The 20,294-nt window shown below is 48.2% G+C and carries 13 protein-coding genes; 11 read left to right on the top strand and 2 right to left on the bottom strand.

The genetic code is table 11. The features are described 5' to 3' along the window. Positions 1–77 precede the first annotated feature (77 nt). Positions 78–692 carry a hypothetical protein gene (locus M4J38_RS11675; protein ID WP_251759779.1) on the bottom strand — a complete coding sequence of 205 codons (615 nt, stop codon included), beginning with the start codon at positions 690–692 and terminating at the stop codon, positions 78–80. A 122-nt stretch (positions 693–814) separates the two neighbouring features. Here M4J38_RS11675 and M4J38_RS11670 point away from each other — a divergent pair, with 122 nt between their 5' ends. From M4J38_RS11670 to M4J38_RS11620, 11 genes are all read left to right on the top strand, one after another. After that, positions 815–1,936: a hypothetical protein gene (locus M4J38_RS11670; protein ID WP_251759778.1), complete on the top strand. Its 1,122-nt coding sequence runs from the start codon at positions 815–817 to the stop codon at positions 1,934–1,936. 164 nt (positions 1,937–2,100) lie between these two features. Further along, complete coding sequence (locus tag M4J38_RS11665; RefSeq protein ID WP_251759777.1) at positions 2,101–3,951, top strand: sensor histidine kinase; 1,851 nt, start codon at positions 2,101–2,103, stop codon at positions 3,949–3,951. 9 nt (positions 3,952–3,960) lie between these two features. Next, positions 3,961–4,611 carry a response regulator transcription factor gene (locus tag M4J38_RS11660; RefSeq protein ID WP_251759776.1) on the top strand — a complete coding sequence of 217 codons (651 nt, stop codon included), beginning with the start codon at positions 3,961–3,963 and terminating at the stop codon, positions 4,609–4,611. Between the two features lie 296 nt (positions 4,612–4,907). Beyond that, positions 4,908–5,504 carry an RNA polymerase sigma factor gene (locus M4J38_RS11655; RefSeq protein WP_251759775.1) on the top strand — a complete coding sequence of 199 codons (597 nt, stop codon included), beginning with the start codon at positions 4,908–4,910 and terminating at the stop codon, positions 5,502–5,504. 83 nt (positions 5,505–5,587) lie between these two features. Beyond that, positions 5,588–6,805 carry a FecR family protein gene (locus tag M4J38_RS11650; protein WP_251759774.1) on the top strand — a complete coding sequence of 406 codons (1,218 nt, stop codon included), beginning with the start codon at positions 5,588–5,590 and terminating at the stop codon, positions 6,803–6,805. A 161-nt stretch (positions 6,806–6,966) separates the two neighbouring features. After that, on the top strand, positions 6,967–10,335 hold the full coding sequence (locus M4J38_RS11645) for a SusC/RagA family TonB-linked outer membrane protein (RefSeq protein WP_251759773.1): 3,369 nt from the start codon (positions 6,967–6,969) through the stop codon (positions 10,333–10,335). A 9-nt stretch (positions 10,336–10,344) separates the two neighbouring features. Continuing rightward, positions 10,345–11,760: a RagB/SusD family nutrient uptake outer membrane protein gene (locus M4J38_RS11640; protein ID WP_251759772.1), complete on the top strand. Its 1,416-nt coding sequence runs from the start codon at positions 10,345–10,347 to the stop codon at positions 11,758–11,760. Positions 11,761–11,775: 15 nt separating this feature from the next. Beyond that, positions 11,776–12,528 (top strand): DUF4843 domain-containing protein, encoded by a 753-nt coding sequence (locus tag M4J38_RS11635; protein WP_251759771.1) that lies wholly within the window; start codon positions 11,776–11,778, stop codon positions 12,526–12,528. Between the two features lie 25 nt (positions 12,529–12,553). Then, positions 12,554–14,077, top strand: coding sequence for a PKD-like family lipoprotein (locus M4J38_RS11630; protein ID WP_251759770.1), 1,524 nt, complete (start codon positions 12,554–12,556; stop codon positions 14,075–14,077). Positions 14,078–14,092: 15 nt separating this feature from the next. Continuing rightward, positions 14,093–16,105: a TlpA disulfide reductase family protein gene (locus tag M4J38_RS11625; RefSeq protein ID WP_251759769.1), complete on the top strand. Its 2,013-nt coding sequence runs from the start codon at positions 14,093–14,095 to the stop codon at positions 16,103–16,105. Between the two features lie 533 nt (positions 16,106–16,638). Further along, positions 16,639–17,700 carry a S9 family peptidase gene (locus M4J38_RS11620; protein WP_251759768.1) on the top strand — a complete coding sequence of 354 codons (1,062 nt, stop codon included), beginning with the start codon at positions 16,639–16,641 and terminating at the stop codon, positions 17,698–17,700. A 4-nt stretch (positions 17,701–17,704) separates the two neighbouring features. Here M4J38_RS11620 and M4J38_RS11615 read toward each other — a convergent pair whose 3' ends face one another. After that, positions 17,705–20,197, bottom strand: coding sequence for a T9SS type A sorting domain-containing protein (locus tag M4J38_RS11615; protein WP_251759767.1), 2,493 nt, complete (start codon positions 20,195–20,197; stop codon positions 17,705–17,707). Between the last annotated feature and the right edge of the window lie 97 nt (positions 20,198–20,294).

Genomic DNA, 20,294 nt, shown 5'->3' with positions numbered 1-20,294 from the left:
TCTGCGGCGGCGGTTGCGGGCTTTCCGTTGCAATCCCTCACGCGGGTACTTGTATAGCGTTCACCGGAAACGAAGCATTACCGGGAAAACCAATGCACCAGGAACCGGAGCAGCAGAAATGGGGTAATCATCAATACGGCGCTCCAACTGTTTTCCGGCCTGAAAACATCGGGAAACCCTTTTACGACCATAAAAAATACGAACGCGCCGAGTATAATGGAAACATGCAGTACAATCATGTTGGCTGTAACACCCGGGGAGGGGTTGGCGGTGAGCTGTCTATCATTTTCTAATGTATGAAGGCAGGCCGTCACAAGTATGAACAGGATATTCAGGTTGAAATATACATTTCTGAAAAACAACACCGAGAAATTGGTTTGTATGGCCGTTTTATCTTCCCAACTTGCCACAAAGCCGAAAATAACCACAATGAATATCCAGTAAATCGCCATCAGCGGCCCGGATGATGCGGCCGCAGCCGATACCGTGTATTGCGCTTCCCGGTTACGGCGCCATTTAAAAATCCTGTTAACAGCTTTAACGATCAGTTCGTTCCACCAGAAAAGATAGATTATATAGAATACCGTTGCCTGGCCATTGTACACCGACAGTCCGGTCAGTGCAAGCATCACGGTAAAATCACTCCATACCGTTATGCCTGTACCTGTTTCTTTCCGAAGGATTTTTTTCATGTGGCATCACCTGTCTTTTTTCAAAAGTAATAAAATGTACCGGTGGTCAAAATGGGGCATCTGCCCTATTCCACAGCCGTTTACGGGTGGTTAATATTGCATCGAAACAATTATTCAACATTATGAAAACGGGACTTACTATTGTTTGCGGATTTTTTATGCTTTTGTCAACCGCCGCTGCCCAAACCCTGGGTGAATTTGCTCCGAAAGAACAACGGGGAACTTATGGCCCCAGAAAATTTCCTTCCAAAGACGTGTACATCGCCGGTTTTTCGGTCAACTTCCAGTTGTACAACCTGAAAACAACTTCCACAAAAGGTGGCTTTGCGGGAAAGATGCTGACCGGAGATACCAAAGCTTCATTAGCGGTGGGCTTGGACATACCTGCTGCTACGCTGCAGCAGATCACAGACGATGCTTACCAGCAGTTTGTGGCAGATCTTAAAGCAAAGGGGTTTAATGTGATCGGCGCCGATGCCGCGGCAACAACAAAGTATTTTGAAGGGTATCAGCGTTTTGATAATATGGAGATGAGCCTTTCGGAAGCGCCGGGCATGGTTACCGTTTACCCGTCCAATACCACATTCTTTGTGAAGGGGTTTTCTAAAAACGGGCAGAAAAAAAGACAGGGGATGTTCAGTTTTATAGGTTTGGCCGACAGGGCCGATGAGGTGGCCAGCTACCCGAAGTTATCGCAGGAACTGAATGATGCCATCATCGTGAACGCTGATCTGTTCGTGCTGTTCCTAGACATAAAAAAGCCTTATCAGGGCGACGGCGCAAGACTTATCGCCAATACCGATCTCAGGCTCAGCTCTTATGGTACGGTCGACAGCAGGGTGGCGACCAATACAAATTCAAAAAGCCTCACCAACAAAATCGGGCTTACGTCGCCTGGATCAAAGGAGGTTTCTGTGGGCACCACGTCGGCCATTGACTTTGTTGCCGGAAGAAACAAAATCGGAGGCTCCCCTTTCGGTACCTATACCGGCGTGCTGAAAAAGGACCTCCAGATTAATGGTGTTATCGGACAAGAAAAGATTCAGGCTTTTGCCAAAACAGACCAGGACTATATTGGTACGGAAACCGCATTCGGGAAAATGTACCGTGCCGACAATATTGCCGTGGAAAACACGGCGCTTATCAAGGCCGATCCGGCCATGTATGCGGGGGGTGTTTCACAGGCCATCAACGCGTTTCTGAAGCACCATGTCAATGCTTTTCAAACGAAATTTTTCAAGTAAGCGGGTACTTGCTTTAAATGATGAGGTAAGCGTCAGAAATGAAAAAACTGACGCTTACCCTCGTTTATTGGTTGCGTGGGTAAATACTTGGGCGTATTTTCATAATTTTCACCCTCGTATTTATTGAGTCGTACGACTTCAACAACAATAATCCCGCCTGAATCATGAATCAAAGAGGAGTTTTATGCCTTACGATTGTTTGGATGCTTTTATCGCCCGTTTTTGCCCAGTCTCCTGTTGCTACGGATAGCCTGAAAGAGGTGCTGCTTCAGCAAAAAAATTACCAGGCTAAGGTTTCACTGCTCCGGGATTATCTCAAAAAAATATACCTCACACAATATGATGAAACCATAGCGCTTTCACGTATTGGCCTTGACCTGGCCAGAACTGAAGATGACAAAGCGGCCTCGGGTGATTTTCTTAGGATGATAGGTGGAGCATTCATAAAAAAGGGCAATATAGATACAGGGTCCGTCTATTACTACAAGGCGCTGGCAGCGCTGGAAAATACCGGCGACAACGAAAGGCTTGGCTTGCTGTACGACGATATGGCGAGAATGTACAGAAAACTGCGACAGCCCAAAAGGGCGTTGGAGTTTTACGAAAAGGCGCTGGCCATTTATGAGGCCGGCAATAACCAGGAAGGTATCGCGCGCATTAACAATGAGAGTGGCGTTGTTTACAGAGATGAAGGCAACTATGCTGAAGCTAAAAAAAGATTTGAAAAGTCCCTGAACATTCAACGCCTGCGTAACGATTCCGTTGGCATCGGTTACTCCCTCGAGTTTCTCGGTTATAATCAACTGATGGTCAAAGAATATGGTGAGGCAGAGCGTTACTTGCGGCAGGCGCTGGCCATCCGTGAAAGTCTTCCAGATGATTTTGCTTTGATGTTGAATTACACCGCGCTGGGCGAGTTCTACAAGGAAACTGGGAAATACAAACTTTCCAATGACTATTTCGAAAAAAGCAATGCCGTGGCAAGGAAAATAAAATTCACGGACATTCAAAAATACAATTACGAGCAGATTACAGGAAATTTTGAACAACTGGGAGACTTTGAAAAAGCTTTTCAAAGCCTCAGGTTATATAACGTACTTAACGATAGCCTGTACAGCGCCAGAAAACTTAAAGATGTGGAAGAGATATCGGCGAAGTATGAAACCGCGGAAAAAGAAAAGCAGCTTTTCGAACAACGTACCCGGATAGCCGAAAATGAACTCCGGTTAAAAACACGGAATCTATGGATTTTCGCACTCTCAGCGTTTACGCTTATTATGGCGCTGATCGGCTTCCTGATTTTCAAGCAGCAGACGCTTAAAAACCTGAAGCAACAACAGGAGGCGGAAATGAAGCTGGCCATGGAGCGGATCGGGAGTCAGAACAGGTTACAGGAACAAAGGATTGCTATAGCAAGGGATCTGCACGACAATATCGGCGCTCAGTTAAGTTTTATTATTTCCACCATTGATGCCATTAAATATCATGTTCATCAAGCAGATGCGCGTGTAGTTGACAAGTTGAACAATATCAGCGCCTTCGCCAAAGAAACCATCCGGGAACTGAGGGATACCATCTGGGCCATGAACAAGTCCGCAATTACAGTAAGGGATCTCCGTGGCCGCACGTTGAACTTCATTGAAAAAGCAAAACAGTCGCAGGACCGCACAACCATAACACTGTCTATAGGCGAAGATGTTGCCGAAGACGCAGTTTTTTCCGGTATCCAGGGACTGAATATCTTCCGCATTGTTCAGGAAGCTACTAATAACGCCATGAAATATGCGGAGGCAGGAAACATTCATATCTCCATCGGTAAAACGGACAATGATTTTCTGTTTGAGGTACGGGATGATGGCAAGGGCTTCAAAGAAGCAGGTACTGCGGAGGGGAACGGATTGTTGAATATGCGCAAAAGGGCACAGGAACTGGGGCGGGAACTATTACTGGAGTCAGGTGCTGAGCGGGGTACAAAAGTATCTTTTAGGGTTCCACAAAACAGCTCAACCGCTTAAGTTATGTCTATGAAAATACATGTTGGTATTGCCGATGATAACAATTTTCTTATCCGGAGCGTGAAGGAGAAACTTGCACTTTTTGAAAATGTTGTCGTCACGTTTTCTGCCCACGATGGACAGGACTGTATGGATATGCTGCCGCAGCATCCGGGCACCGACCTGGTGCTCATGGATATTGAAATGCCGGTTCTGAACGGTATTGAAGCCACACGCCTCATCAAGCAAAAGCACCCGCAGCTTAAAATAATCGTCCTCACAGTTTTTGATGACGATGAAAACATATTCAACGCGATACAGGCCGGGGCAGACAGTTATTTGTTGAAAGAAATAACACCCCATGAGCTTTATGAGGCCATTCTGCAAACATTGGAAGGAGGTGCGGTGATGACACCGTCGATCGCGATGAAAACACTTCAGTTGCTGCGCCATGCGACTCCACCACCAAAGGATTCGTCAGGTGAAGCAGTGCACCTCAGCTCCAGGGAAACTGAGGTGCTGGAGCAACTCTCGAAAGGCCTTCCTTACACTTCTATCGCGGCGAATCTTTTTATTTCTCCCGCTACAGTACGCCGGCATACGGAGAATATCTACCGGAAATTGCAGGTGCACTCCAAAATTGAAGCAGTGGAAGTGGCGAGAAGAAACAGGATGCTGTAATAGGGTATGTGCTGCAGGTTTTGTAAACCCAATTTTATGGGGGCAATTCGCGTATAACAAAAGTGGTTAGCGACTGCTGTATTTGTTCCTCAGCTTTCATGTTCCGGCTTTCTAGTAAATGAAAAAGCCTGCTGAACTGGTTTTTGGCAGGCGGATGATTAAAGTTACTGCGACAGCTCAATAGGTTTATCGGAATTGCTAACAATAAAAAAATCCACTAGAAAGGATGAAGTGGATTTTCACATGAATATGTGGTCTCGTTTTCATTCCCTAATTTTACCCACTAACACGGTTAATTGGCTACTTCTCCATTGCATACGGATCCTGTACTGATTGAACAAATCGCCGGGGGCGACTCCGCCGCCTTCAGGGTATTGTTCAATGCGCATTGGGACAGGATATTCTCCGTGGCCCTGGCTTTTACGAAATCCACTGAACGTTCCGAGGAACTGGTGCAGGATGTGTTCCTGAAGATATGGCTGAACCGCACCGAACTGCCCGGGATCAGGAACTTTGAAGGATACCTTTTTACCGTGGCCCGGAACCATATTTTCAACGCGCTCCGCACCAGGTTAAAGGAAGTGTCATTCGGAGAAGAACTGGAGCACTACTTTAAAGAAAGCTCCCTCGCCGACGACCTGCTGCTTTTAAAGGATGCCGAAGCCCTCGTGCACAAAGGGGTGGAAGCATTACCCGGCCAACAGCGGGCCGTATTCGAAATGAGCCGTTTCCAGGGATTGAACACCGCGGAGATCGCTGAAAAACTGAATATTTCCCCGCTCACGGTGAAGGTGCACCTGCGCAAGGCGCTCGCCGCTCTCCGTACCTTTCTCCAACAGCATGCCGCCGGAATGGTGCTCCTGCTGGCGCTTTACCGGCTCCTGGAAAAATAATTTTACCCCCGGCTACTCCTTACGTTAAATAATTGTGTCTTTATACCAGATGGCCTTGCCTTATCTGGAAAAATACCTGCAACATGCAACCTGATTGGAATATATTATTGACGAAATACCTGAACGACCAGCTCACACCGGACGAACTGACCCGGTTCCTGGAACTGGCCCGGGCGGCAGAAGGAGAGGAGGAACTGAAAGCCGCTGTGGAAGCGGCCTTGTCGGATGAACAGTTCAGTGGATTGTCCGATGAAAATAGGGCGGATGCCCTGTTCCGGGCCGTGATGCTGAAAGCGGATACTTCGGCGCAAAAGCAACAGGGCCTTATCGTGCGCATGTTTCGTAAGCGGATGGCCGTGGCGGCTGTATTGCTGGTACTGGTAGGATTGGCCGCATTCCTCCTCTGGCCTGAGACCGGCGAAACTGATCTGATCGCAGAAGTACGCAAACAGGTGGTACCGGGCGATGTATTGCCCGGGGGCGACAAAGCCACGCTTACACTGGAAGATGGAACAGTAATCGTGTTGGATACGGCCGCCAACGGTATGCTGATGGCCGCCGGTAAACAGGTGCGCAAGTCATCCTCCGGAGAGTTGCTGTACACTGCAGTTGGGGATGCAGGGGCCACACCCGCTATGCACACGCTTTCCACGCCCAGGGGCGGTCAGTTCAGGCTGGTATTGCCAGATGGTAGTATCGTTTTCCTGAACGCGACCAGCTCGGTTACCTTCCCTTCTTTCTTTACAGGGAATACACGGGAAGTAGCCGTAACGGGGGAAGCTTATTTTGAAGTGGCCGCGAAAATGGCCGGTACACAGAAAGTTCCATTTATCGTAAATGTGAAGTCCGCGGTGGGAAAAGAGAAAGCCCGCGTGGAAGTACTGGGTACCCACTTTAACATCATGGGGTACGATAACGAAGCCCGCATGGTAACCACCTTACTGGAAGGCGCCGTAAAAGTAGTGAGTGCCGGATCCAACGAAACCAGGTTGCTGAAGCCGGGGAAACAATCGGTATTGAATCCTGAAACCGGTGCCCAGGGTGTGTCGGATGCGAATGAAGAGCAGGCCGTGGCCTGGAAGAACGGGTACTTCTATTATGAACGTGCCGATATCAGGACCATCATGCGCCAATTGGAAAGATGGTACAATATAGCCGTCGAGTATAAAACCATCCCGTCTAAAAAGTTCAGCGGGACATTGCCCAGGAAAGAAAAAGTATCTAAAGTGCTGGAGATGCTCGAACTAACAGGCAACGTTACATTTAAAATAGAAGGCGATAAAGTAATCGTAGACAATTAACAACCAATAACCAATTTGTTCACCCCCTAAAAAAACTGTTATAGAGAAAAGATCCTTCCACTGAGAAGAAGCCATAAATAAACCGGCGATGCGCCAACATCCCGGTTCACGGGGCTTCAAATGACTTGCTGAAAGAACATTTTTTTACCCAAAACAAATGTATGTTTTTAACTGCTTTGCGCAAAAACAAAGAGAAAAGCACTGCTTTGCTCACCAAAACCTGGATGATCATGAAGTTGTCCATCATTTTATTACTCGTCGGAAGTATGCACGTATGCGCCTCCGGCCTGGCCCAGAACGTTTCCATGGAAGGAAAGAATACCACCCTCGAGAAGGTGTTCGCCCAGTTCAGGAAACAAACGGGACTCAATTTCTTCTACACCAGTGATGACGTGGACCGTATCGGTAAGATAGATGTGTCGCTGAACAATGTGCCGCTCCGCGACGCGCTTACGTCACTGCTGAAAGACACACCGCTTTCCTTCAACATCGTTGACGGCGTGGTGGTGATCAAAAAAAGAACGGAGCCTGTTGGTACCCTTGCGGAAAAGCCGCCTGTTGTACTCACGGGAAAAGTGCTCAACGAAAAAGGGGAACCCATACAAGGCGCCTCCATTGTAGTGGTAGGAACAAGAAATGGTACCACCACCAACAGCGCGGGTGTATTCACGTTGCGTGTAGACAATACACCGGTATCGCTATCCATTACGAGTGTTGGTTTCAAAAGGAAGTTCCTCGAAAACGTAACCGGCACCAACGCGCTGAATATCGTATTGGAAACGGAAACCGAAAAGCTCGAGGATATTGTGGTGTCTAACGGGATGTTCAACAGGAAAATGGGCAGCATTACCGGAGCAGTGGCCACTTTCACAGGTGAACAACTTAAAGTTGTTTCCAATCAGAACATACTGAAGTCGCTCGCTATCCTGGATCCTTCTTTCCAGGTGGTAGATAACCTCGACCTGGGTTCCGACCCCAACCGCCTTCCTGAGATTCAACTTCGCGGGCAAACCGGGTTCCCCGATCTCCAGGGCGCATATACCACCAATCCCAACCAGCCCCTGTTTATTCTCGACGGATTCGAGACCACTTTGGAAAAAGTGAACGACCTCAACCTGAACCTCATCAAAAGCGTAACCATCCTGAAAGATGCTTCCGCCAAAGCGATCTGGGGCTCCCGTGCCGGGAACGGCGTGGTGGTGATTGAAACCAAATTGCCCACCGCAGGAAAATTGCGGGTGTCATATAACGGTAGTGCCGATGTTACTGCCCCGGATTTGTCCAGTTATGAACTTACCAATGCTATGCAAAAGGTGGAAGCAGAAGTGCTGGCCGGAGTCTATTCTTCCGCAAATCCTGCCACCCAGGCTGCTTTGCTCCGGGATTACTCCAACAACCTGAATGCTGCGTTGGCAGGCGTAAATACCTACTGGTTGTCGCAGCCGCTCCGCAACGGGATAGGACAGCGCCACGCCATCAACCTCGATGGGGGTGATGATGCCATGCGTTATTCCGTTAACCTCAACTATAATAATGTGGCAGGGGTAATGAAAGGTTCCGACCGCAACACACTCTCCGGAATGGTAAACCTTATTTACAGAACCGGTAAGTTTCAGTTCAGGAACAGCCTTACAATAGACCGCAACAGATCTGATAATTCCCCTTACGGCAGTTACGGTAATATTGCCCGCCTGAACCCTTACTGGAGAATTACTGATGACAATGGGAACCTTATCAAGACCTTTGGCAATGGCATAGGAAATCCAATGTACGATGGCTCGCTAAACAGTAAGGATTTTTCTACCTATACCAATATCATAGAGAACTTTTACGCTGATTGGGATCCAGTCCGGAATCTACGTTTTACAGCCCGTGTTGGTCTCAATGCACAAAACAACAGCGCGGAACAGTTTATCCCCGCAAGTCATTCCCGTTATGCTACAATTCCCATCAACAGTGAGGAATACCTTGACAGAGGGCAATACACTATGAGCAATGGTAAACAGAACAACATCAATATCGACTTACTTGGCAATTATTCCATTCAGTTGGATAAGCACCACTTCTTCCTGAACGGAGGTTATTCGCTGGTGCAGAATAAGGCCCAGACCAATGGTATGACGATGGTAGGCTTTCCCAATGATAAGATGGATGATATCTCCTTTGGCCGCCGTTACCTGCCCGGAACCAAAGCTTCGGGCATAGAAAATACCACCCGTTCCCTGGCCCTTACTTCCGCTGTAACGTACACTTACGACGATCGCCTGACAGCTGAACTTTCCCTGCGCAGTAATGCAAGTTCTCAGTTCGGCGCTGATAAGAGATGGGGGGCATTCTGGTCGGTGGGTGCCAATTGGAATGTGCACCGTGAGCAATTTATGCGGAATGTGAAAATGATAGACCAATTGCGTTTCCGTGCCAGCACCGGCGTTACTGGTACGCAGAACTTTAATTCCTATCAATCACTGGCCACCTACATTTATAATACGCTGGAAACCTATAACGGAGACCTTGGCATGGCACTGGCCGCCTTACCTAATCCGTCGCTTCAATGGCAGCAGGTGCAGGATAATAACGTTGGTTTTGACCTGGGTTTATTCGGAATAGCGAGTGTGCGTTTTGATTACTATATAAAGGATACTAAAGAGTTGTTGAGTGATATGCTCGTTGCGCCGTCTGCGGGATTTACCACTTACAAAGAGAATATAGGCAGTATGCGCAACGAAGGTTTTCAGGCCAGCGCAAGTGTGAGGGTTTTCCAACGCTCGGCTACAAGAACTTCTGTAAGCCTTTTCACAAATATCGCCTCCAATAAAAACAGAATTCGGGAAGTGGCCAATTCATTGACGCAACTGAATATGGCGGAGGATGCAAAAAGGGATGACCTTAATCAGGATGAAGCGCTGCTTCAACGTCCTTATACAAGGTATGAACCAGGGCAGTCAACAGGTGCGATATGGGTTGTTCCTTCTCTGGGGATAGATCCTGCCAACGGTCGGGAAATATACGTTAAGAAAGACGGCTCACTTACCTACGACTGGTCCACGGCTGATTTAGTGGTTTCAGGCGATGAAAATCCTTTTCTTAGCGGCACATTTGGTGCAAACGTACAACACAAAGGTTTTACAGGTAACCTGGCATTCACGTTTCGCACAGGTGGACAATTGTACAATGGAACATTGGTGGCGAAGGTTGAAGATGCTGACTTCGACTACAACATAGACCTGCGTGCCTTTGAAGAAAGGTGGAGAAAACCCGGCGATGTGGTATTGTATAAGAACATCGCGGACCTTACGCCAACGCGCCCCACTTCCCGTTTCGTGCAGGACCTTCACGAGTTGCTGTTTTCATCTATCAGTCTGGGCTATGATTTTTCAACTTCCCGCTGGTTAAAAAACGCGAAGGTGAGCAGGGTATACCTTGCATTGAACCTGAACGATCTGGGAAGGATCAGCACCGTCAGAACGGAACGCGGTCTTGATTACCCTTACGCACGTACCATTTCCACTTCATTGAATATTACTTTTTAATCGAACAGTATGAAGTACTCATATTTAATCATATTCGCGGCCCTCTTGGGATTTTCTTCCTGCAAGAAATTCCTCGATGTGCGTCCCAAAACGCAGATCGACGGCGCGGTTGCCTTTAGCGACGAGCAGGGTTTTATGGATGCGCTCACCGGCGTTTACCTTAAAATGAACGACAATGAATTGTACGGAAAGGAGCTCGGTTTCGGTCTTACCGAAGTGCTGGCGAAACAACACACACGCTTCAACAGTACCTTTCACGAATATTACCAGGCGTCATTGTACAACTATCTTAATGCAGAAGTAAGAAGCAAAATTGATGGCATCTGGCTGAACATGTACGGTACCATCGCCAACAACAACAACCTGCTTACACAGTTGAATACCGTTGATAAGCGTATTTTCAGGGATAACAATTATAATGTTATTAAGGGGGAAGCGCTCGGGCTGCGTGCCATGTTGCATTTTGACCTGCTGCGTTTGTTCGCTCCTGCTCCCGCAAGTGCAGGCGGCGCCACACAAAAAGCAATACCTTATCCCGACAGGCTCACCGCCGATGTGTTTCCGCAGCTTACCGTAACAGAAGTGCTGGCCAAAATACAGGCTGACCTTGATTCTGCTGCGAACCTGTTGAAGGCTGTTGATCCCATTGTGGCAACGAATAACATCGCGGAGGAAGGGTTTCTGCGGGACAGAAGGTTCAAGTTCAATTACTACGCAGTGCGGTCACTTCAGGCCAGGGCTTATTTGTATGCAGGTAATAAAGAAAAAGCGCTGGAATATGCGAGGGAAGTGATCAATGCCAATGTGTTCAACTGGGCGTCTCCTGCACAGCTTTCCGCCGGCGACAGGGCCCGGTTCTCTGAACTCAGTTTTTGCTTGTACAAGTCGGATCTGGCACCATCGTTCACCACCTATTTCCTTCCTGCTGCAGGTGCAACCAACCTGCTCACCAGAAGTGGAGACAGTGAGTTCCTGAATGTATTCGGAACATCGGCGGATGCTCGGTACACTTATCTCACCGCATTCGACAACGTGACCCAATTGCGTTACTCCCTCCTGATACAACAGAATACAGCAGGAGCAGCCGCATACCTTAACCGCCTTCCAGTGATGCGTGTTTCCGAAATGTACTATATCGCAGCCGAATGTCTTTCAAATTCCGATATGGCTTCGGCAGTGGAATACGTGAACATCATAAGGAGAGCCAGGAACCTGCCGGATGATCTTCCTGCAACACTTACTACTGAAGAACTTCAGTTTGAATTGTTCAAAGAGTACAGGAAGGAATTCTATTGCGAAGGACAGTTGTTCTACTATTATAAAAGAAGGAACAGCGCTACGATAGAAGGTGCCACCATTACCGCCGATAATTCCATTTACGTATTGCCGCTTCCCGATGATGAAGTGGTGTATGGAAACCGTTAGAAAAATACTATTGTTATGAAACAGAAAATCATTTATTCTACTATACTATTCCTGGCGATCGCCCTGTTTTCTTCCTGCGAAAAAAGTATTTCCGGGTATGAAAACGACGCACGGGTGTATTTTTTTGAAAGGGGAACCGACCTTAATCAGACGCGCATCACCACCAGGTCTTTTTCATTCCTGCGCCTCCCGTTGGATGTAACAAAGGATACCTTTCTGATCAAAGTGAAGATTATGGGTGAAACCGCTGATTATGACCGTGTGGTACGTGGAAAAACAGTTGCCGAAGGCTCTACGGCGCAGGAAGGGGTGCATTATGATTTTATAGATGGTATTGTGCCCGCCGATTCTATCATCGGCTACCTGCCGGTGGTGTTGTACCGGACTGCGGACATCGCTACGAAATCTGTTCAGTTGAACCTTACCATAGCGGAAACAAAAGATTTCAAACCAGGGGTGGCATCAGACATCAACTTTAACCTGCAATGGAGCGATAACGTGGTGAAACCCGCGAACTGGGATGCTTTCATCGGACTCAGAACTTACTTCGGAACATACAGCGATGTGAAATGGCGTTTTATCATTGCCGTTACCGGTATTGATAACTTTCCGCTGCAACAAAGCGGAAGGGTTCCTCCGGCGCCCGGAGAATTTACCGGGGCGGCCATGATGGACATAGCGCTACAGTTGAAAGCTGCCCTGGCGGCTTACAACCTGGCCAACGAACCGGATCTTACGGATGAATTCGGCCTGGTTACTTTCCCCTGATTTTTTCAACTTAACTATTCAGTAAATGAAAAATATAATTTCTGCCCTGTTCATCGGATGCGCAATGCTGATGGCAGGTTGCAAAAAAGATAAAGGCAATTACGATTATACCACTGTACCTCTCGCTGTGATTGATACAGCAGGGATTGGTCAGCCGCGATACGTGGAAAGGTCCCAGGTCCTTGATATTGACCCGGTGATCCGTTATGAAGGCGGAAACATCAACGCGCTGAAATACCAGTGGCTGATTTATCCATATGTGGTGGGAAGTGCGGCCACCACTCCTTCAAAAGTGATCTCCAATGAAAAAAGGTTGAACGTGCCCATTGGTGAGAAAGTGGGAGAATACAGGCTTGAACTGGTGGTGACCGATACCACCAATCTCCTGAAATCGAACACGGTGTTCACGGTGGTGGTTTCCGCAGGAATAGAATACGGATGGATTGTACTGCATGGCAACAGTGAAGGTTCGGATGTCGATTTTATGGTAACGGCCAATGCTGTTCCGGTAGCCGGCATCACACCTAAAAGATTACGGAATATGTATTCTGCCAACGTTGGCGAAAAGATTCCCGGTACACCAAGGTTTATTGCACAAAACCGGAGAACCAACAGTCTGGCCAACTGGATCACCATTGCCAGCAGTGAACAGTTTTCCCGGATGAGTGGAGCGGATTTCTCGCTGGTTCGCGAGAATGGCGCGTTCTTCCGTCGCTCCGAGGAAGTGATTGACCCACAGGCTTACATGCTCACTTCCAGTTCAAACGATGCGCTGATTAACAATAAACGGCTTTATCTTTTCAATACCACTTACGAAACGGATGCGCGCTTCGGCACCTCGGTTCCCGGCGATTATGAACTGGCGCCGTTTATGGCCTACATGGTCGGGTTCAACTATCCTGTTGTGGTGTACGATCAGAAGAATGGCAGGTTCGCCAGGCCAGCTTCCACTTTCGGCAGCATGATCGACTTTAACGCGCCAGCCAATCCGGCCACAGCGGCTTTTGACTTGCGCAGCATAGGAATGGATATGTTGTTCATGGACAGGGGATTCAGCAGTTATACCCACGCTTTTTTCAAAAGCCGCACGGGCAACGCTTATTGGTTGTACATCGCGAACTTCAATTCTTCGGATAATGGTCAGCTCGCCGTGGCGAAATATGATATGAGCGCGCTTCCTGAAATCGCTTCGGCAAAATTCTTCCAGACCAGCGAACTCGGTTACGTGGATTGGTATGCTACGGAAGATAGAATCTACGCCTACGATTTTCAAACTACCAACACGGCCAAAGTCGTGTTCAGCGGTTTTCCCGCCGGAGAAAAAATTACAGCGATGAAGGTCTACAAGCCGCGGCCCAATTTTAACCTGAGTACCGTAGAGGGAAGGTTGATGTACGTGGCCACCTGGAACGGTACGGAAGGAAAAGTATATGAGTTCGCCCTTAATGGCATCAGCGGAGAGATTACGGCTACACCGCTCAATACTTTCACCGGATTGGACAAAGTAGCGGATATGACCGCCAAGGCCAGAGGTTCAGGTACTTATTAAGCAAATTGAATGGACATGAAACGAACAGGAATGAATAAAATATTACTACCGGTGGCCCTCTTAGCGGCCATCTGTACAACAAAGGCGCAGACCAGGTTTAAAGTGTCGCCGGAAAAGAGCGTGGGCGGAAAAGAAATGCAGGTATTCTACAATCCTAAAAATACCGCGCTGGAAGGATTGGCCCCGGTAAAAGCTTCCGTCGCTTACTTTAAGGATTTTTCCTGGCAGGTGGAAGAAAAAGAACTGGAGATGAAAATGGTGGATTCCGGTTGGGTGCTGCAATATACGCCCTCCGTAGGAACCGGACTCGTTACCTTTAATTTCCATTCCGGAGATAAAACAGATAAAGGAGAAAAACCAACTTACACCTGGATGCTGATGGACAGCGCCGGGCAGAAACAGCAACGTGGCGCTTATATTGGCTGGGCCATGCTGCGGTTGAATGATTTCAAAAACGAAGTACCTCCGTTCCGTGAAGATTCTGTCTTTATAGAAAACTCGGTTGGCTTGTTCTGGATCAACCAGGAACTGCGGAATTTCCCCGAAAGCAGGCGTGATGTATTTCCGATGGCCGTGCGTTTGTTGCAAAAGGAAAATCCCGCAAAAGCCGATACCATCGCTTTGCGGGACATCGCCTTCATTCGTTCACTACCTGATCCTAAAGAGCGCGAATGGGTGGCTATTATTGAGATTGCGAGGAACGTGCTGCGTAATAAACCACTGGCTGATTCCCTGGAAGCAGAAGGCTTGAAAAAGTTTCCGGCCGGACAAATCGCTTTCGATAAAGACCTGTATGCGGTTTTCAGGGCGCCAGATGCACAAAAACGTGCTGAAATGTGGACCGCTTTCAAAAAGAAGTTCCCACTGGATGAAGCGCGTTTCGTTGACTCAGATGCGGCACGCATGTATTACCTGAAAGTGTTCCGTGGACAAGCCTTTACAGAGTTTTTGCAGAAAGGAAACGAACAATCCATCTACAATTACCTGCCCGTGGCCCCTGTGTTGGCGTTGTTTGATTTCCACCGCCATATTGTTGCAGGTCCACTCGAAAGATTGGATGAACAGAAAAGAACACCGCAACAGGTACTTGCGCTTTCAAACGCCATCATCGCCGAAGTGGAAAAAGCAGCTACACATACCCGCTTTCCGGAAGCGCGTTTTAAAACGCTTCCTCAATGGAAAGATTATGAATACAGGCTTTTCAAAGACGCGTTCAAAACACATGCTTTTGTATTGTCTCAAACCGGGAGCCTGGAAAAGGCATTGGCTTACGCGGAAATGGTGAAGGGATATTATGAATACAAGTCTGCTGATTTCAATAAGCTTTATACCGATCTGCTTTTGAAAAACAGGCGCGTAACCGACGCTGTTGCTTATGCGGAAAGAAGCGCCCGCGAAAATGCCGTTTCTCCCGAAATGATTGACCTGCTGAAAAAAGAGTATGTAAAGAAAAATAAGAACGAGCAGGGTTTTGAAACCTATTTCGCTTCGCTGAAATCAACAGACAAAGCCGAACAGCAGAAGCAACACCTGAAAGACCAGCTCATCAGTATGCCCATCGCCTCTTTCGCGCTGGAAAGCAACAAAGGCGGCATCGCCGATCTTTCAAAGCAGAAAGGTAAGATCGTGGTACTGGATTTCTGGGCCACCTGGTGCGCACCCTGCAAAGCCGCGATGCCCGGTATGCAGATGGCGGTCAATAAATATGCTTCCGATCCCAATGTTCAGTTCTATTTCATTGCCACGCAGGAAACAAAAGCGGATTACAAAAAGATGATCGCCGATTTTCTTACGGAGAAGAAATACAACTTTAATGTATTGTACGACGGAAAGAATCCCGCAACCGGCAAACCCGATGCCGTGTATTCAAAGTATGCGAAAAGTATCGGGTTCTCCGGTATCCCGCAGAAAATGATCATTGATGGAAAAGGAAACCTGCGCTGGCGATCCACGGGGTACATGGGAAGCCCGAGCGAACTGGCCGATGAAATTTCTTATGTGATTGAGTTGCTGAAAGCGGAGAAATAGGGTTTCTTAGAAAATATTTAATGTCACGCAATTGCTTCGTTCCTCGCAACGCGAGGGAGCAAGGACGCACTGCTTCGTTCCTCGCAGCCTTGTTTGTATTTGGAGTGTTTCTTTTTGGAATTGAAGAGTGGTTTTTATTTCTCGCAACGACGCAACGACGCAACGACGCTACGATGCAACGGCCTGTTCTAATGCAAGCTTGTATAAAACCGGTAAGTGGCCGCAAATACAACGAGTTTGAAAATACTTTACGCGTTGCGTCGTTGCGTCGTTGCGAGAAAATATTCCTCAGCGAGCCGCATCCCAACAGCTCCTTGCGTCCTTGCTACTGAGAGGCACGAAGCAGTGCGTTGCGAGGAACGAAGCAATTGCGTGAAAAATACAATTAACAATGAAATAATAAAAAGTCTCGCAACGACGCTACGGCGCAACGGATACCTTTCTTGCCTGAAAAAAACTTTTGTACACCATCAATTCATACCCCTGAACATTGCCCCTCTCCCCGGGAGAGGGGGCGGGGTGAGGCTACCACTATGCTTAAAATCATCTTCCCCACACTCACATTCTTCCTACTTGGCACCTACACCCACGCCCAGGAAGAAATAAGTTTTTACAACGCCGATCATTCTATCCGATTCAGCGGAACCTTCGAAAAACCTGCCGGCAAAAAAACATTCCCTACCATAGTATTGGTCTCAGGTACAGGCCCACAGGACCGCAACGGTACCATGGCCGGACAACCCATCTTCAAGCTCATCGCACAGCACCTGGTCGCCAACGGCATCGCGGTATTGCGCACCGACGACCGGGGAACCGGCGGCACCACCGGCAGGTATGATACTTCCTCCACCGCAGATTTCGCGGACGACGCGCTCGCTGCCATTCAATACCTGAAATCGAGAAAAGATATCAAAGGAAAAATTGGACTTACAGGGCACAGCGAAGGCGGTGCCGCTGTTTGCATCGCCGCCGCGAAAAGCAAAGACGTGGATTTTGTAGTGAGCCTCGCCGGGTTGGCCGCGCCCGGGCTTATCGCGCTGAAAGCCCAGAACCAGGCTATCGTAAATACCACAAAAGGCATTTCAGCATTGAAGAAAGAAAGATTGAACACCCTCAATAACCAGGTATTCGATACCGCTTACACTTACCGCAACGCTGCGGATAGTGTACTTATGAAAAAGATCATAGCCACCCATGCCGCCTGGAAACAAAAGGACGACAGTATGATGAAAAATCGCGCAGATTCCTTTCAGGAAAGAATTTATTATCCAGCCGACCGCTTCGCTCACCATGCCGCCGGGAAATGGTACCGTTTTCATATCGGGTTGGATCCCGCTGCTTATTTCCCAAAAGTAAAAGTGCCTGTGTTGGCCATAAATGGCGCTAACGATATTATGGTGCCTGCTGAAGCACACCTCCCTTTCTTCCGGAAATATATTCCGACCAAACAACTCACCACAGCAGTGATTCCGAACATGAACCACCTGCTGCAAAACTGCACCACTTGTTTGCCGGATGAATATGCAAAACCCGGGCAGCAGGCTAGTCCGGAGTTGCTGAACATGCTCACGGCCTGGATTTTGAAGCAATCGTAGCGCTTTATTGTTTCACAATGCGCAGCAGTTGTTCCGCGCCTCCTGTGGTTATTTTAAGCAGGTATATACCGGGTGTAAATCCTCCCATATTTATAACGGGCGTTTCGCTGAGGAACGTCCCGTTTTTTAACTGGACACCTTGTGCATTAAACAGTGCATAATTTACGGTATGGTTGGCGGGCAGGCCTTTCACCTGCAAATTGCTGCTTACCGGGTTGGGATAGATGGATACTTGTGAAAGAATAGTATTTTCTGAAGCGTTACACCTGGAGTGGAGCACATCGCTCAATGATTGTTTTCCACTATGGTCTGTTTGTTTAAGCCGGTAATATGCCGTTGATGGAGTAGGGGAAGCATCAGTGTATTGATAGGCGGTTAAACTGTTTGCGGTACCTTTCCCTTTAACGAAACCCAGTGTTTTCCAGTTTTGCAGATCGGTGCTTTTCTCCACGTAGAATCCGCTGTTTGCTGTTTCCGAAGTAGTGGCCCAAAGCAGTACCGTTGTTCCCTCCACGCACTGCGTGCGGAAGTTGACGAGTTGAACTGGCAATGCGCCTGCTTCCCGGTACAGTGCATACATACCGGTACCCAGTGCGGGGGTAATGGTTGCGGTGAACGCGTCCACATTTTCCCTTGCATTTGATGTGCCGCCTACCAATGCCAGCAACCCGGTACTTCCCGCCACACTTCCTGTATAAAACGAGGCCCTTCCACCAGCGCCGGTGGTAACAACCGGTGATCCGGAAACAATGATGTTTCCTCCTGAAGGATCGCCCGCTGTTTTATTGGCATCAGCGTATAACCTGATGGCGGTTGCGCCGGCATTATCCGAACTAATATCATCCGTTATAGTAAGGTTGCCCGTAAGTGTCTCAATTTGAATGCCGCCTGCGGCTTGTATGTTCTCCAGCGTGAGCGCTGCGTTGTTCACTACATGGATGGCGCCGGTGTTGGCGGCCAGCGTTTGGATGTTGTTGGCGCTGTTGGTAAGGGCCGCGCTGCCTGTTGCCCCCAGCAACGTTATTTTTTCACTGCTCGCTGTGATTGCCCCGGTTTGAATGACAAAACCATTCGTTTCAAAACTCATATTGTCGCGGAACGTAACGCTGCCGATGGTAATATTGCCCGAACCTGTGCTGGTACCTATATGAATATCGTTAAATCCGTTGGCAAAATTGTTGGAGAAAAGAAGGGCAGGAAGTTCGAGCCCGCCGGTGGTGGCGATAGATATGGTCTGGGTTGACGTAGCCGGTTCTATCAAAAGATTACCGGTGGATTGAAATACTGCCCCGATATTTGAAAGACTGATTTTGTCTGAAATGATCCGGATATTACCGCTATAAGTATTTACGCCATCATAACCTATACGACTAACCGTATTCATTGCTATGCCCGGTGCGGTGGTTTGTGTGGAATTGCCACGCAAGGTGATGTTTCCGGTTCTTGAAATGATCTGTTCACTGCCGCCTCCTGTCAGAAAAATGCCGCCATAAGAAGGGTTGGTGGTATTGAATGTGCTGCCGGTAACATCAATGTCTCCGGAGTTGCTCATGATGCGCGCTACAGCGGTAGCGTTCTGCGTAAACAATGCGATCCCGGCGTTATGGTTCGAGTTCTGGTTTTGTGCCGCGCTCGCATTGATGGTGATGCTGCCGGAAGTGGATTCAATACTCGCCGTGCCATACAATGTATTCGTATTGTTGGTAGGGATCATCAGTATTCCGTAGAACCAGCCGACAGCTATGGCAGAACTGGCACCTGATGTTTGCGCATTGATGGTAATATTTCCGGTGGCGGAAGAAATGACAGCATTGTAGCCCATGAACAGGCCCATGTAGCCATAAGAAGTACTGAGCGCTGCCCCCTGTCCGTACAGTGCAATATTTCCACCTTCGCTCAGTATGTTGTTATTGTAGCAGGTAATGCCGTTCCTGAAACCCGCGGCATTCGCGCCTGAGTTGAGTTCGGCACTGGGGATAGCGGCTACACTTGATCCCGTCGCATAACCATTCCCGACTGTTAACCCGTTCCAGGTGGTGGAGCCGCCTCCACCGCCCATCCAGATGTGCCCGCCTTTGGAATTCAGGGTGGAAGTGGATTTGAAATAGATGTGTCCACCATTGCTGTTGTCGGTATCCGACCAGAACACCATATTCAGACTACCCGATGAACAACTGATGGTATAAGTGGCCTCCGTAACAATATTGTTCCCGGATTTCAGCGTAAGTGTTCGGGTAATGCCCACACCTAAAGCAGGATTAATGTCTCCGGAAAGAATAATGTTTGTTCCGGCCTCAATGGTAAGGTCTCCGGAAGTCAGGTATCCGTTGATGGTTGCATTATTAATGGTAACATCTGCCGAAGCTGTGATTACGCCTGAACTGTAGCTCCAGCCGCTGCCACTGCTGGCAGAACTTGAAATGGTGATGGTGTTGGAGAATGAAAACAGGGAGACAAATAACAGAAAGATGGTCAAAGGTAACTTCTGGTTGGTCATCGGAATGGGGATTTGACGGCAAAATACCATTATTCATATTGGAATCTTTAAATGACTGGCTTATTTGATATATGTCAACTCCTTTCCTTCATTCACT

Source organism: Parasegetibacter sp. NRK P23 (assembly GCF_023721715.1).
Taxonomy (GTDB): Bacteria; Bacteroidota; Bacteroidia; order Chitinophagales; family Chitinophagaceae; genus Parasegetibacter.
This window is presented reverse-complemented; position numbering and strand designations above follow the sequence as displayed.